Source organism: Methanomassiliicoccales archaeon LGM-DZ1, from assembly GCA_030168595.1.
GTDB lineage: Archaea > Thermoplasmatota > Thermoplasmata > Methanomassiliicoccales > Methanomethylophilaceae > Methanomethylophilus.
Genome location: CP115556.1, coordinates 101,971 through 115,334, shown reverse-complemented (window position 1 = coordinate 115,334; position 13,364 = coordinate 101,971). Strand labels below are relative to the sequence as shown.

At 63.5% G+C, this 13,364-nt stretch carries 15 protein-coding genes; 9 read left to right on the top strand and 6 right to left on the bottom strand.

The window, feature by feature from the left end:
• Positions 1–117 precede the first annotated feature (117 nt).
• Both O8W32_00500 and O8W32_00495 read left to right on the top strand, forming a co-directional pair.
• Entirely contained in the window at positions 118–1,461 is a 1,344-nt protein-coding gene (locus tag O8W32_00500; protein WII09327.1) for an NAD-binding protein, read from the top strand.
• Between the two features lies 1 nt (position 1,462).
• Positions 1,463–3,058, top strand: a complete 1,596-nt coding sequence (locus tag O8W32_00495) for a TrkH family potassium uptake protein (GenBank protein WII09326.1) — start codon at positions 1,463–1,465, stop codon at positions 3,056–3,058.
• A 15-nt stretch (positions 3,059–3,073) separates the two neighbouring features.
• Here O8W32_00495 and O8W32_00490 read toward each other — a convergent pair whose 3' ends face one another.
• Positions 3,074–3,913 (bottom strand): hypothetical protein, encoded by an 840-nt coding sequence (locus O8W32_00490; GenBank protein ID WII09325.1) that lies wholly within the window; start codon positions 3,911–3,913, stop codon positions 3,074–3,076.
• A 75-nt stretch (positions 3,914–3,988) separates the two neighbouring features.
• On the opposite strand from O8W32_00490, the gene O8W32_00485 reads away from it, so the two are divergent.
• Genes O8W32_00485 through O8W32_00475 form a run of 3 tightly spaced genes read left to right on the top strand, consistent with a single transcriptional unit; the run spans position 3,989 to position 7,323 of the window.
• A complete protein-coding gene (locus O8W32_00485; protein WII09324.1) occupies positions 3,989–5,368 on the top strand; it encodes a hypothetical protein in 1,380 nt (459 codons plus the stop codon).
• A gap of 57 nt (positions 5,369–5,425) precedes the next feature.
• Positions 5,426–6,460, top strand: a complete 1,035-nt coding sequence (locus tag O8W32_00480) for an ATP-binding protein (GenBank protein WII09323.1) — start codon at positions 5,426–5,428, stop codon at positions 6,458–6,460.
• Positions 6,457–7,323 (top strand): DUF4435 domain-containing protein, encoded by an 867-nt coding sequence (locus tag O8W32_00475; protein WII09322.1) that lies wholly within the window; start codon positions 6,457–6,459, stop codon positions 7,321–7,323. Before O8W32_00480 ends, O8W32_00475 begins: the two co-directional genes overlap by 4 nt.
• Positions 7,324–7,334: 11 nt before the next feature.
• On the opposite strand, the gene O8W32_00470 is transcribed toward O8W32_00475, so the two are convergent.
• Both O8W32_00470 and xseA read right to left on the bottom strand, forming a co-directional pair.
• Positions 7,335–7,604: an exodeoxyribonuclease VII small subunit gene (locus tag O8W32_00470; GenBank protein WII09321.1), complete on the bottom strand. Its 270-nt coding sequence runs from the start codon at positions 7,602–7,604 to the stop codon at positions 7,335–7,337.
• On the bottom strand, positions 7,601–8,995 hold the full coding sequence (xseA, locus tag O8W32_00465; GenBank protein ID WII09320.1) for an exodeoxyribonuclease VII large subunit: 1,395 nt from the start codon (positions 8,993–8,995) through the stop codon (positions 7,601–7,603). The genes O8W32_00470 and xseA overlap by 4 nt, the downstream gene beginning before the upstream one ends.
• Positions 8,996–9,103: 108 nt before the next feature.
• Here xseA and O8W32_00460 point away from each other — a divergent pair, with 108 nt between their 5' ends.
• From O8W32_00460 to O8W32_00450, 3 genes are read left to right on the top strand one after another with little or no spacing between them, the layout of a single operon-like run.
• Positions 9,104–9,541, top strand: coding sequence for a PaaI family thioesterase (locus O8W32_00460; protein ID WII09319.1), 438 nt, complete (start codon positions 9,104–9,106; stop codon positions 9,539–9,541).
• Positions 9,538–9,897 carry a zinc ribbon domain-containing protein gene (locus O8W32_00455; protein WII09318.1) on the top strand — a complete coding sequence of 120 codons (360 nt, stop codon included), beginning with the start codon at positions 9,538–9,540 and terminating at the stop codon, positions 9,895–9,897. Before O8W32_00460 ends, O8W32_00455 begins: the two co-directional genes overlap by 4 nt.
• Positions 9,870–10,010, top strand: a complete 141-nt coding sequence (locus tag O8W32_00450) for a hypothetical protein (GenBank protein ID WII09317.1) — start codon at positions 9,870–9,872, stop codon at positions 10,008–10,010. The genes O8W32_00455 and O8W32_00450 overlap by 28 nt, the downstream gene beginning before the upstream one ends.
• Here O8W32_00450 and O8W32_00445 read toward each other — a convergent pair.
• From O8W32_00445 to O8W32_00435, 3 genes are read right to left on the bottom strand one after another with little or no spacing between them, the layout of a single operon-like run.
• Entirely contained in the window at positions 10,000–10,581 is a 582-nt protein-coding gene (locus O8W32_00445; protein WII09316.1) for a hypothetical protein, read from the bottom strand. The two genes, O8W32_00450 and O8W32_00445, sit on opposite strands and share 11 nt — an antisense overlap.
• Positions 10,582–10,601: 20 nt before the next feature.
• Positions 10,602–11,582: a (Fe-S)-binding protein gene (locus tag O8W32_00440; protein WII09315.1), complete on the bottom strand. Its 981-nt coding sequence runs from the start codon at positions 11,580–11,582 to the stop codon at positions 10,602–10,604.
• A complete protein-coding gene (locus tag O8W32_00435; protein ID WII09314.1) occupies positions 11,575–12,387 on the bottom strand; it encodes a class I SAM-dependent methyltransferase in 813 nt (270 codons plus the stop codon). Before O8W32_00435 ends, O8W32_00440 begins: the two co-directional genes overlap by 8 nt.
• 91 nt (positions 12,388–12,478) lie before the next feature.
• Between O8W32_00435 and O8W32_00430 the strand changes: the two genes are divergently transcribed.
• Positions 12,479–13,336, top strand: a complete 858-nt coding sequence (locus O8W32_00430; GenBank protein ID WII09313.1) for a hypothetical protein — start codon at positions 12,479–12,481, stop codon at positions 13,334–13,336.
• Positions 13,337–13,364: the final 28 nt, after the last annotated feature.

Here is a 13,364-nt window from a genome sequence, read left to right as displayed (position 1 = left end):
ATTATATCGGGCTCCGTCGGCTATATAGGCGAGCGCATCGGAAGGGGCCTCGGGCGGGCTCCGCGGGCGCTTTCCGTCCCTGGCAAAGATAATATCGGATTACCGCATCGAATGCATGTGAAAGTCATCATAGTCGGTGCGGGCGAAGTCGGGCTCGCATCGGCGCAGGCCGCCAAGAAGGACAACGATGTCCTCATCATCGACAAGGACCCGGCCAGGACTGAGAACGCCAAGAACTCCCTGCAGGTATCCGTCCTCAGAGAGGACGGCAGCAACCCCAACGTCCTGAAGGGGGCCATCGAGAGAGTGTCCGCCGACCTCATCATCGCCGCCGTCTCCGACGACGCCGTCTGCCTTTTCATCTGCATGGAGGCGAAGAGGATCAAGCCCTCGATACGGACCATCGCCTGCGTCCGCGATTCCGACTATGTGATCGGGAACGATGTCGCGGACCTCATCCTCTCCCCTTCCGACATAATAGCGGACAAGATCATCCGCCTGACCTACATGGAGAACGCGATCGCCTACGACCATCTCTCGGGCGGGCTCTGCCTGGCGACGTTCCGCATCTCCGACGGGCAGAACGCCGTGGGGAAGACCGTGATGTCCGCCGACCTGCCCGAAGGATGCACCGTCATGGCCATCCACCGGGGGAGCACGGTCATCACCGACGTCGACACCGCCGACCTCCGCGCGGGCGACAGGGTATGCGTCCTGGGCATGCAGGGGGCGATGGACGAGGTCAACGAGAAGATCGGCGTCAGGAAGGAGGCCCGCGAGGTCGTCATCCTCAGCGCCGGGAACCTGGCGATACGCGTCGCGAAAGCGCTCCTGGCCATGCAAGAGAGGTTCTTCGTCAAGATCATCGATTCCGACCTCGAGGCGTGCAGGAACGCCGCCAAGAGGCTCAGGGAGGCCATCGTGGTCAACGGCAACCCCGTCGACCCGGTGTTCCTGAAGTCCGAGAACGTCGACCGCGCCGATGTCATCATCACCGTGTCGGACATGGACGAGAGGAACCTGCTGGCCAGCATGACCGCCCTGAGGTTCGGCATCAGGAAGATCATCTCCATCTACACCCTCGAGGACTACGACGGCATCTTCAGGTACGCCGGCATCGAGTCCGTCGTCGGGTACAGGAGCGTGATCGCCAACGAGATCTACCGCACCATCCTGATGGAGATCGAGGGGAAGGACACCGGCTACACCAAGATGGAGATCCCCGGCGACTACCTCCTCAGGACTGAGATCGCCCGCGACATGCCCGTCCGCGGCAAGTACGTGGGCGACGTGACCTATCCCGAGGGGGTCAGGCTCGCCGCCATCATCCGCGAGGGGAAGATGATCCTCCCGAGGCTGTCGGACGTCTTCAAGGAGGGCGACACTGCCGTGTTATTCGTCAACAAGCCCAACGCCCTCAGGCTGTCGCACCTGTTCGGCAACAAGATCACGGAGCCGTGAAATGTACATCAGCATGAACAATGCGAGGCGCAGGATCAAATCCCTGCAGAGATGGGAGTCCGGGACCGTCAAGGTCCTCGGGATGATCGCATCCGCCCTCGCGTTCGCGCTCCTGACCGTCGGACTGTACGCCTGGCTCATCGGGGACGACTCCACCGTGTTCCTGATGCCCTGCCCGTTCGTCCTGGCAGGAGGGCTGTTCATGTACCTCTTCTTCTCCAACGAGAAGTCGATGTCCCCGTCCCTGGGGATCCTGCTGATCACGGAGATCTGGGTCATGTCGTTCGCCATCATCTCCGTGCCGTTCCTGCTGTCGGACATGAGCATCGCGGACTCAGTGTTCGAGTCCGTGTCGGCGTTCACCACCACCGGCGCTACGATCCTGGACGACCCGGAGTCGGTCGACGGCTCCATCCTGCTCTGGAGGGCGGTCGTCGAATGGGCCGGAGGCATCACGGTCGTCATCATCTACGTCATCCTGCTGCCCATGCTGGGCGTCGGGGGCGCGGGGTTCTCCACCAATGAGTTCGCCGGCTCCGACACCGGAGGATACACCACCAAGATCGGGAAGAGCGCCAGGAACTTCATCCGCGTGTACTCCTGGCTGACGGTGATCGAGATCTTCCTCCTGGTGATCATGGGCGTCTCCCCGTTCGAATCGGTCTGCATCTCCCTCTCCGACATCCCGACCGGAGGCCTCCTCCCGAGGGCGGACAGCATGGCCAGCTACGATTTCCCCGTGCAGTTCACGACCATGGTGTTCATGTTCCTCGGGGCCACCAACTACTACCTCCTGTTCCGCTCGCTGGTCAAGAAGAACCGCCGCTCCATCTGGAGCAGCAACGAGTTCAGGACGATGGTCTACTGGTTCGTATCCTGCGCCGTGATCATCACGTCCGTCATCGTCGTATCGAGCGAGACCGAGTACTCCTTCGACACCCTAGGGAAGATCGGGGAGTCCCTCTGGCATGCGGCCTACACGGTCGTCGCCGCCGGGACCACCTCCGGGTTCGCCATCACCGATTATACCCAGTGGCCCGCGATGGCCATGATGCTGCTCCTCATCATCGAGTTCATCGGCGGCATGTCCGGGTCCACCTCGGGAGGTATCAAGATCCACAGGCTGATGGCGATGAAGTCCTACGTCCTGGCCGGCATGGGCAGGATCATACACCCCGGCATGGTCTCCACCCTCCGCGTCGACGGGAACGATGTGGACAATTCGGCCATCACCTCGGCCATATCCACCATCTTCCTCTTCTTGATCGTCATGCTGATCGGGCTGGCGGTGTTCATGCTCATCGAGCCGGGTTACGACGTCCACACCGCGTTCGGGACCGTGCTGGCGGCCATCACCAACACCGGCGTCGGCAGCGGCCACTTCAACCCGTTCACCAGCTACGAGGAGCTGGGGGCCGCCGCCAAAGCGCTGATGTGCGCCCTCATGTGGCTCGGAAGGATGGAGATGGTCATGGCCATCATAATGCTGACCAGGTCCTTCTGGTCGGATGTCAGGCTGTCCGCCGACTTCCAGGTCAGCGGGCGCAAGTACATCCGCAAGATACAGGGGCTGTCGGACAGGTACGACAGGAAATGAGGCCCGAGGAGCCGGTCACTCCTTCTCCTTCTCCCTGCACATCGCGAGGATGCGGAAGACGGCGGGGTTCCCGGGCTCGGCCTCGTTGATGGCGCCGGCGGCCACCTTGGCCTCCCAGATGGCACCCTTGTCCACTGCGCCGTAACCGAACGTCTCGAGCGCGCCGATGTGGCGCTCGCTCAGCTGGAGGGCCTTGGACGAGAACGCCCCGCATGCGGTGGAGTTGCCGTTGAGCCAGGAGTAGAACGCCATGAGCGCGTAGCCGTCGGCGTCCTTCTGCTTCATCCTGCTGCGGGCGTATTTGGCGGCATCCTTGCTCCGGTCTGCGAGGACGAGGGCCGAGATGTACGCCCTCCCGGACATGTAGTCGTTCATCTTCAGGAGGTCCTCCGCCTCGGCGATCGCCTCGTCATGCCTGCCGAGGGACCCCAGGGCCTGGACCTTGAGGACGCGGTCGACCTCCCCGAGCCTGCCCATGCCGGCCAGGGTGGAGAGCGCCTCCTCGTGCCTTCCGAGGCCGTGCTGGACGGCGGCGCGGGCCCTGAGGACCTTGTCGGACGGCTCGAGCGGGGCGAGGGCCTCCTCTGCGTCCCTCAGGCTGCCCAGGGAGATCAGGCCGGCGGCCACCTGGTAGCGCTTCTCGGGGTCGTCGGGGAGATGGGACATGAGGACCGAGAGGACGGACGGGTAATCCTTCTCGTCGCCGACGGTCCTGAGCATGGAGCAGCAGGTGAGCAGCAGCATGGGATCGTCCTGGTTCCTCGAGGCCAGGTCCATGATCTGCAGGGCCGCTTCATCGTTCTTCTCGTCCTTTATGTTCTGTCCTATCGCCTTCAGGGCCTCTGAGTTGTCCATCGTCTCCCCCGACACAGCCGGGATTATATTAATCCGCCCGAAAAGAGGTTAAACGCACCCCTCATATCATCGGGCATGACCGAAGCCGAACGCTCCGTCGAGACCACCGTCGAAGCCAGATGCCCCGTGTGCGGGAAGGCCTGCAAGCTCAGGGTGGTGCACTCCCTGACGGGGGAGGCCGTCTCCGCCGCCGCGCACTGCCCCGAGTGCGGCACGACCCCGGTCGTGTACAGGATCCTCCCGACCGGCGACCGCCGGCTGACCCTATCCGACGGGTCCGTGTACGAGCCCTCGATGAAGGTCTACTCGCTCAGGGAAGCGGCGCGCGGCCTGACCGGAAGCGAGGGACTGCGGGCCCGCCTGAAGGTCGCCGAGGCCCTCAGGGACGACGAGCGCGAAAGGGAAGCGGTGTCGGAATGCCTGACGATCGAGGAGGAGGCCTTCAATACGGATCCGCTGACGCCGGAGGTCCGCGACATCGGGATATCGGCCGCGTTCACTGCAGGCAGGATCATGGATTGGAACGGGGACAGCGACGCCGCCGCGAAGATCTACGGCGGGGCCCTCGAGCATGCCGAGCAGTCCGACTCCGAGGACGCGGCGGCGCTGAGGGTGGAGTACGCGTTCGACACGTCGGTCGGGAAACCTGACGGGGACGCCGCGATCCGCGCGATGGCCGACGAGATCGAGAAGAGCGGCGGCAGGGCCTACCGCGGATCGATCCCGGCGGCCGTGAACGTCTACGATGCCATGACATCGTTCTATGCCATGAAAGGGAAGATGAAGCAGGCCTTCGCGGCGGCCAGGAAGGCGGCCGGATGCGCGGAAGCGGCCATGGCCGCCTCCCCTTCCGAAGAGCGCACCGCCGATCTCCTGCACTGCCTGCATGTCTGCTCCCAGACCGCCTACTCCGCCGGCAACCCGGGCAAGGGGAGGGAATACGCCAAGAAGCTGCTGCGCACCTCGGAATCGCTCAGGGGCACGGACCCGAAGCAATACGGCGACGGGATCCTCATGTTCGCGAGGATAGCCGCCGATTCCGACCCCGACCTCATCCCCGAGAGCAGGAAGCGCATGGAAGAGCTCATCGATTTCCTTCCGAAGAAGGAGGAGAGCGACCTCCCCGACGAACGCGTAGCCCTGGCCTACTTCTACCATTCCCTCCGCAAAGGCGACGGGGAGCTCGACCCGGATGACCTCGAGCACGCCTACACCATCCTCAGGGACAATGCCTTCTGCGAGAGGGCCGCCAGGGACATTTTCATGATGGTCGGCACCACATACCTCGTCTACCTCCAGGACAGGGACCGCGCCCGCGCCGATGCCGTGAGGGATGAGATGCGCTCGATGGGCCTCTTCCGGAGCCTCAGCGAGGAGGGGTACGGCCCGAAGGATACGGGGAGCGGACCTGCGGACGGGAACGGGGATGCCGGTCCTGACCAGACCCGGAAGTAATCACTCAAGTTATAATACGGAAGAAACGATTGGGAAGACGAAGGAGGAGGGACGGAGTTGCTCTCGAAGATAATCATCTACAAGTTGTTCAACGAGTTCGATTACGAGATCGAGCTCAAGGGCAGGCTGACGTACATCCACTCCCAGAACGGGATAGGGAAATCCACCGTCATGAGGATGGTCAGTAACGTCCTGAACGGGAACCTCGAGGAGGTGAGGACCGTCCCCTTCGAGAGGATGGACCTCATGTTCGACGGCGGGACCAACATCATCGTCGAGAACAACAACCAGGAGCTCAACATCCTGGCCCAGAGGAGCGAGGTCGAGGAGGAGATCGGGCTCGCGGACCTGCGCGGAATCATGAAATGCCTCTACATCGGGCCCGACCGCGCGTACTCCGAGGACGGCGAGGGGCATGTGATCCCCAGCCTGATGGTCTACATGAGAGAGCTCTCCGAGAACATCCAGAAGGCGATCGCCGATTCCGCGCTCTCGCCGGCGCAGGACAGCGGCGCGGAGATCTCCGATGCCGAGCTCGACAGCCTCTTCCGCGACCTGGAAGCGAAAATCGATTTCATCAAGGGCGCCGGGTTCGGGCCCCAGATCCCCGCAGGGTACAGGTTCCCTCCGAGCAGGTACGAGATATCGCAGTACCGCGCGGACTACAGGAAGCTCGCCCTCTCCCTGAAGCAGTACGTCGACAAGTACTACGGCTTCGCCGAGAGCCTCATCGTCTACCGCGACATAGTCAACAACATCTACGTCAACAAGACCGTGACCATCAACGAGAAGGGCTTCTTCGAGGCCAGGATGGACCGCACCGGCACCATCGTCCCCCTGTCGAAGTTCTCCTCGGGCGAGAAGCAGATACTGATCATGTTCTACCTGCTGCTCTTCAGGGCAGGGCCGGGCTACCTCGCGATCATCGACGAGCCCGAGGTCTCCCTGCACGTGTCCTGGCAGCAGCAGCTGGGGAAGATCTTCGCCGACATCACCCGCGTCAGGAACCTGCAGATGATAGTCGCCACGCATGCCCCTTCGGTCATACACGACGACTGGGACCTGGCCGTCGAGCTGAGGGCTAAGGAATGAGGGATTTGCGCGACGATGTCACAGCGAGCGACATCGCCAATGAGATCTCGATGATGCGCTCGGTGTTCGGGGGCACGTTCCTCGTGGTGGAGGGCGTCACCGACAGCCGCCTGTACTCCAAGTTCGCCGACCCTGTGCATGTGAGGATAATCATCGCCCATTCGAAGGACAACGTGCGCCATTCGGTGGTGGAGTGCCAGACGAAGAGGCGCGACGGCCGCGTCATCGGGATTGCCGATGCCGACCTGGACCGCCTGCTCAACAGGCGCTGCGTCCCCCAGGTCTTCCTGACCGACCGCAACGACATGGAATCCACCGCCCTGTGCTCCGGGGCGCTCCAGGACGTGCTGGCGGAATACGGGGACCAGGAGAAGATCAAGGCGTTCGAGAACAGGCACGGGAAGATATCCGACGCCCTCGCCAAGGCCGCCGGCCCCGTCTGCATCCTCATGTACATCTCCTACAAGAAGGGCATGAACCTGAACTTCAAGGACCTCGACCATTCGAGGTTCATCAACCCCAAGACGCTTGAGAACGACATACCCAGGATGGTATCGGAGGTCTACTCGCAGTCCATGGGGCAGATGTATCCCAAGAACGCCATAGCCGATCAGGTCAGGGCGATGCAGAAGTCCATGGAGAACGACCTCTGGCAGGCCGTCCGCGGGCATGACGCCGTCGCCGTCCTCGCCATGGCCCTCAGGGAGAGCTTCGGCTCCTACAATGCGTCGCACATCAGGGAGGGGGAGCTCGGCGGGGCCATCCGCCTGGCGTACGGGCCATCGTACTTCAAGGAGAGCAGGCTCTACCGCGAGTCCGGAAAATGGTGCGAGGATCACAAGATCGATCTCTGGCACATCTGATCCCGGAACCCTTATTGATCGAGCCGTCGCTGCTCGTCCTCGAAGTCCTCTTTCCTGCCGTTCTGCATGATCTTCTGGACCTTGCGCTCCGACTCATCGAGGATCTTCCTGCAGTGGTCCCTGAGCGCGGTGGCCCTTTCGTAGACCTCGAGACTCTTGTCGAGATCGAGCTGCCCGCTCTCCAGCTGCTTGACGAGGTCCTCCAGCTCCTTCATGCTGTCCTCGAAGGACATCTGACCGATCTCCGCGCCCTGCTCCTGAACTTTCTCTTCTCCGCTCATATCGATTCCTCTTTCCTTGTGATCTCGGCCTCCGCCCTGCCGTCCCTCATGCGGATGGTGACGGAAGACCCGGTTTCTATGTCCCTTACGGAGGACACCGCCCTGCCGTTAGCGGACGTCACTATGCTGTAGCCCCTGTCGAGCACCGAGTACGGGTTCAGCGCGTCCAGTTTCGCCGATGTTCCCGACAGGAGGGCGGAAGCGGCGTCCAGGGCCTTCCTCCCGGCGGGGGCCGCCCGGGCGGACAGCGACTCCAGCCTGAGCCTGGCGCCCGCCAGCGCGGACGACATGTCCCTGTCGATGCCTCCGCAGAGGTCGGTCAGCATCTTCCTCTTGGCCGCCGTCTCGGCCGCCAGGGCGGGGCGGAGGGCGGCATCCGCATCGGAGAGCCTCCTGCGCATGTCCGCGACCTTCTGGGACAGTGCGCGGGCGCATCTCGATGCCAGCTCGTCGATCTTCAGGCCCAGCATGGCCGTGCGCTCCTCCATGCGCCCGGGGTCCAGTTTCGCGTTCAGCAGGCCCAGGTCCGACTCCATGTGCCCCAGCTTCATCTGGATGGCCTTGCTGAGGCGGGCGGCGTCGTCCTCCAGCTCGCGCAGGATCTCCGATTTGTCGCGGACAGCGAGCTCGGCTGCCGCTGTCGGGGTGGCGGCGCGGACATCGGCCGCGAAATCCGCGAGCGTGGTGTCGGTCTCATGGCCGACGGACGAGATGACGGGGATGCGGGAGGCGGCTATCGCCCTGACGACGGGCTCCTCATTGAACGCCCAGAGGTCCTCGATGGACCCTCCTCCCCTCCCGACTATCAGGACATCGGCGCCCACCCTGTTGATCAGCTCGATCCCCCGGACGATGTCCTCGGCCGCGCCCTCGCCCTGGACCTGGACGGGGGCGAGCAGGATGTCCGCCGGATACCTCCTCCCAGTGGTGACGATGATATCGTGTATGACCGCCCCGGTCGGCGAGGTGACGACGCCTATGACCTTGGGGTATCTGGGGAGCGGGCGCTTAGGCCTGGAAAAGAGCCCCTCGGAATCCAGCTTCTTCCTCAGCTCCTCGTACTTCTGGTACAGTTCCCCGATCCCCGAGCGCTTCATCATCTCGACGATGAACTGGTACCTACCGTAGGGGACGTAGAGGTCCACATGGCCGAACGCCTCCACCTTCATGGAGTCGGCAGGCTCGAAATCTATCCTGCTCCTCGATCCCCTGAAGAGGGCGGCCGGGATGTTGCTGCCCTGGTCCTTGACCGTGAAATAATAATGCCCCTGCGGGGACCTCTTCAGACCGGAGATCTCGCCGAGCAGCCACACTCCGTTGAGGTCCTTGGAGGAGCTCAGCATGCTGTGCACACGTTCGTTGAGCTGCGTAACGGTCAGTCTCTCGGCCATATCGGCCGTTAATCGCGCGGGTCGTATTAAAAGGGAAGCAGGAGGGGTGGACGGTTCTGACCGATTCTGAGCGCAACAAGTTTTATCGCCGTTAGCGCATCGCACTCTATGGACGAAGAGACCGCGGCGAAATACATCTCGCCCGCCTCGATGGCGTACGCGGCCAACATCACCGCGATGCTGAACGCCCCTTACTTCAGGGACAACGGCATGGAGCCTGTGCTCATCTCGCAGGAGCGCGTCAGGGTGCGCATGCCCGTGAAGGGCCGCGACCGCAACAGCAACGGATTCTGGCACGGGGGGGCGATCTGCGGGGTCATGGACCATTGCTTCGCGATCATAACCAACATCGACGGCCATGCCGTGGGCCAGTCGACCTACGTTCAGTACTACCGTCCCGGAAGGGGCGATGTGATAGAGGCGGAATCGACGGTCATGAACAGGACCAGGTCCATAATCACCGTGAACGTCAAGGCGTTCGACGGCGGGAAGACCGTCGCCGAGGGGACCTTCACCGCATTCCGCCTGCAGGAAGTGCACGGATGACCAGGTACTGTCCCAGATGCGGCGCGGTCGTCCCGCAGAACTCCCTCACCTGCCCCCAATGCTACACGGAGGTCCCGAGAAGCGTCCCCGACGAGCCGGAGCCCGGCTATTCCCGGAGGGCCTTCGACAGGAGCGGGGACGAGTTCCGGGAGCAGATCGGGAGGCGGAAGAAGAGCGCGACGCTGGCGCTCATCCTGTCCGTGATCCCGGCGTTCTTCGGCCTGCTGGGCCTCGGCCTCATCTACGAGGACAGGCGCGACCCGCGCGGGTACAGGTACCTCGGGGCGGGGCTCGTCCTCTACATATTGGTCGCGGCCTCATCCTCACGGTGCATGCCTCCGGCATACTGGGACTGATCCTTTTCATAATCCCGACGGCCCTGCTGCTCCTGATCTACCTCGGATGCGCCCTGGCAGCGGCGGCGGAGACGTGGATGGGGAACCTGAGGATCTTCGGTCTCAGGCCGTGAAGAGCTCGGGTCGGTACTTCCCGCGGTTCCTGAGCTCGATCATGATCTGCGAGGCCATCTGCGCAAGTGCCAGCGCTCCGCGCGGGTCCCTGCCGACGCAGGCGGGGTCCGACCTGCCGAACATCCGGGAGTACGCCTTCCTGATGTAATCGGGCTCGTCCTCGGGGCGCTTGCATTTGAGGCTGACCGGCTGCCTCATCATGATCGACGGCATGATGTGGGCCTCCAGGGTGATGTCCCAGGGGTCGTTGGTCAGGTACTTGGAGAACTCCTGGCGGATGTCATATGACGTGACGTACTGCCCGCGGACGGTCTCCTTGAAACGAGAGGCGGCCTCTTCCAGGGAAAGGCCGTCGAAGAGCTGGATGGTGTCGAGGCCCTTGGACTCGGCATAGTCCAGCTTCCTCTTGCCGATGTTCTTGGGCTCCTCGCAGATGTAGGCATCGAAGACGGAATCGAACTGCCCCGCGTCGAGATCTACCGAGCAGACGCCCAGGGACAGGATCTCATCGTACGGGAAGCCCTCCGCTCCGTCCGCTATGGCCTCGACGACGTAGATCCTGTCTGACATGCCCGCACCATCCGAGTTTTTCAGATTTTAATCTTGTGGAACCTCTGGGTCTCCGAGTCCCCGGCGGCCATGGCGACGAGCTCGATCAGGTGGATCACTGGTTTCCCGCCCGGCTGCGCATCGTAGAACCTCATGCAGTTGGGGCACCCGACCACGATGGCGTCTGCCCCCGCGCACTCGGCCTCGCGCTCGGCCATCAGCTCAGAGTTCACGCCTTCGATGTTCTTGCCGCAGCACCCGTAGGTGTTGCCGATGGGCTCCGCGCCCGTCGACCTGACAACCGCTTCGAAGTCCCCCATGAACCTCTCCGACGAGCAGCCGGGCTCGAGGGCCACCTTCAGCTTCACCCCCGGTAGCGCCCGGATCCTGTCCATGTACCTGGCAAGCACCGTCGAGACGTGCGGGGCGTATATCCCGCTCCTCCCGAACTCGTTGCAGCACCCGGCGCAGAGCGTGATCATCTCCTTCCTGCGGGAGTGGCTCTGCATCCTCGCCTTCACCGCCAGCCTCTCGACGTCGGTCATCGAGCGCAGGGGGAGAGGGTAGGTGCAGCATTTGTTCTCCGGAAGCTCCTTTATCCCGATGCCAATGGCAGAGAAGGCCCTCTCCGCCGCGTAGATGAGGTACGGCAGCTTCCCCTTGACGATGCATCCCGGCACGAGGTACATGTCGTTCCCCTCCGGGATCTCCGGCAGGCCTTCCCGCCATGAGGGGTCGGCCGGCTCGATGACGTACCCGTCCTTCACGAAGGAATCGGGGACCTTAAGCTCCAGCGCCTCGGCCTTCATGTGCATCATGACGGTCTTCGGGTCGGTCTGGGGGCAGACCTCGCTGCATTTCCCGCAGCCTATGCACTTGGTGACGTTCCCGTCCCACCCTTTCATCACGTAATAAGGGTCGCAGCCCCCGTGGGCATGGGACGGGCATACCTTCGTGCATCTCCGGCAGCCGAGGCAGGCGGTCATCAGCTGGTCCATCAGTTTCGTGTTGATCTCATTCATCGGCGTTCTCCTCCGTGTTCCAGTATACAGTCCCTATCACCGGATCCGACTCGTCCCTGAGGCGCCCGTCCTCCAGGCGCGAGCGCACCGCATCGGCTATCTCCCTCTCCTGGATGGGGGAGATGTCGGCGAACGCCCTCGCGCCGTCCAGGTAGACGGAGAGGGCCTCCTCCTCGGAGAGCATCCTCGACCTGTGCTCCCTGATGTACTCGATGCGGGGCCTCATCCCAGCTTTCCAGAGGATGTCGACCGCGTACAGCAGGCGGTCGGACTCGGTCAGAGCGCCCGGGATGCCCGTGATGCGGTAGACCTCGTCCCAGACGGGGTTCCCGCGGCTGATGTACCCGGAATAGAAGCACCAGCCTCCGGAGACGGCCTCCATCTTGGCGAACGTCTCCGGGGAGGAGATGGCGGGCGTCATGTGGGCGATGACGACGCTGTGCCTGCCGATCCTCCCGGCATCCGCGGCGGACCAGTCGGACACCCTGAACTCGGCGTTGGACGCTCCGCGCTCCTCCGCCTTCCTGCGCGCCCTGCCTATCATGGCCGGCGATATGTCCAGCCCGAGCACGCTGCGGAAGCGGGAGGCCATCGCCAGGGAGTAGGTCCCGGTGCCGCATCCGATGTCCAGCAGGGTGGAAAACGAGGGATCGGGCCGAGACTTCCCGAGAACGAGGGCGACGAACGGGTCCTCCGGGCCGGGGACCGGCGTGTCGAACAGCCCCGCGCGCGCATCCCAATCAGAACCGTCGGCGGGGCGCCTGCCCTCCGGCCTCCATCTGCCGGCGATATCTTCGGGCATCATCGGGACAGCATCCGCTCGCGGTTATTAACCGATGCGCATGCCGGACGTGTATGTCGAACATTCTATATCGGGCCATCCGGTTGGGTGCGGCATGGAAGGGCAGAATCCCGGGAGAGCGGAGATCGAACGGCAGATCGAGGACACGGAGCGCAAGATAAAGAGCGCCGAGAGCGCCATCGCGGAACGTCCCGACTCCAACCGCTCGAGGTCCCTGCAGATCACCCTGAGGAACCTGCGCGGGGAGCTGTCGAACCTCAAGGCGATGCTGGAGCGGGCCGAGGACGAGGCGCCCGCCGACAGCCCCGAGGATTCCAAGACGAAGGCGGAGCTCGACAGGAACAAGGATGAGCTTGACGACATCGAGGCGAAGCTCTCGCTGGCCTCCGACCCGGTGGAGATCAACAACCTCACGGTGTCCAAGAGGTTCCTGCAGATGGAGCGCAACCAGCTGCTCATCCGCCTGACGCACGAGACGGCGCCCGCCGTCACCGACGAGGACATCGAGACCGTCAGGAAGGAGGTCGAGGCGAAGATCCGCATAATCCAGGCGCAGAACGCCCAGATCGAGGACCTCAAGAAGCAGCTGTCGGCCGCCAAGGCCCAGGTCTGGGACCCTCTGAGGGAGAGCTCCTCGGACAGCACCCGCATCACCGTCACCGCCGGGAGGCTCAGGGCCATCAACGGCGAGGCCCGCCGGCTGGGAGCGGAGAACTACGAGCTCAAGAAGCAGATGGGGGAGCTGAAGAACGAGAAGGACGGCCTGCACCGGGCCATCGGGGACCTCACCGTCCATGTGAAGGACGCAGAGGCCCATGCCCGCGAAACCGAGGCGAGGGCCATGGCGCTGGCCGATGAGCTCCAGGAGGCCGAGAGGCGCATCGAGGCCCTGGAACGCGAGAACAAGGGCCTGAGGGACACCATCATCGATTCCCGCAGGCACGGCCTCTGAGCGCCTACGACGGGACGGCCCCGAAAAG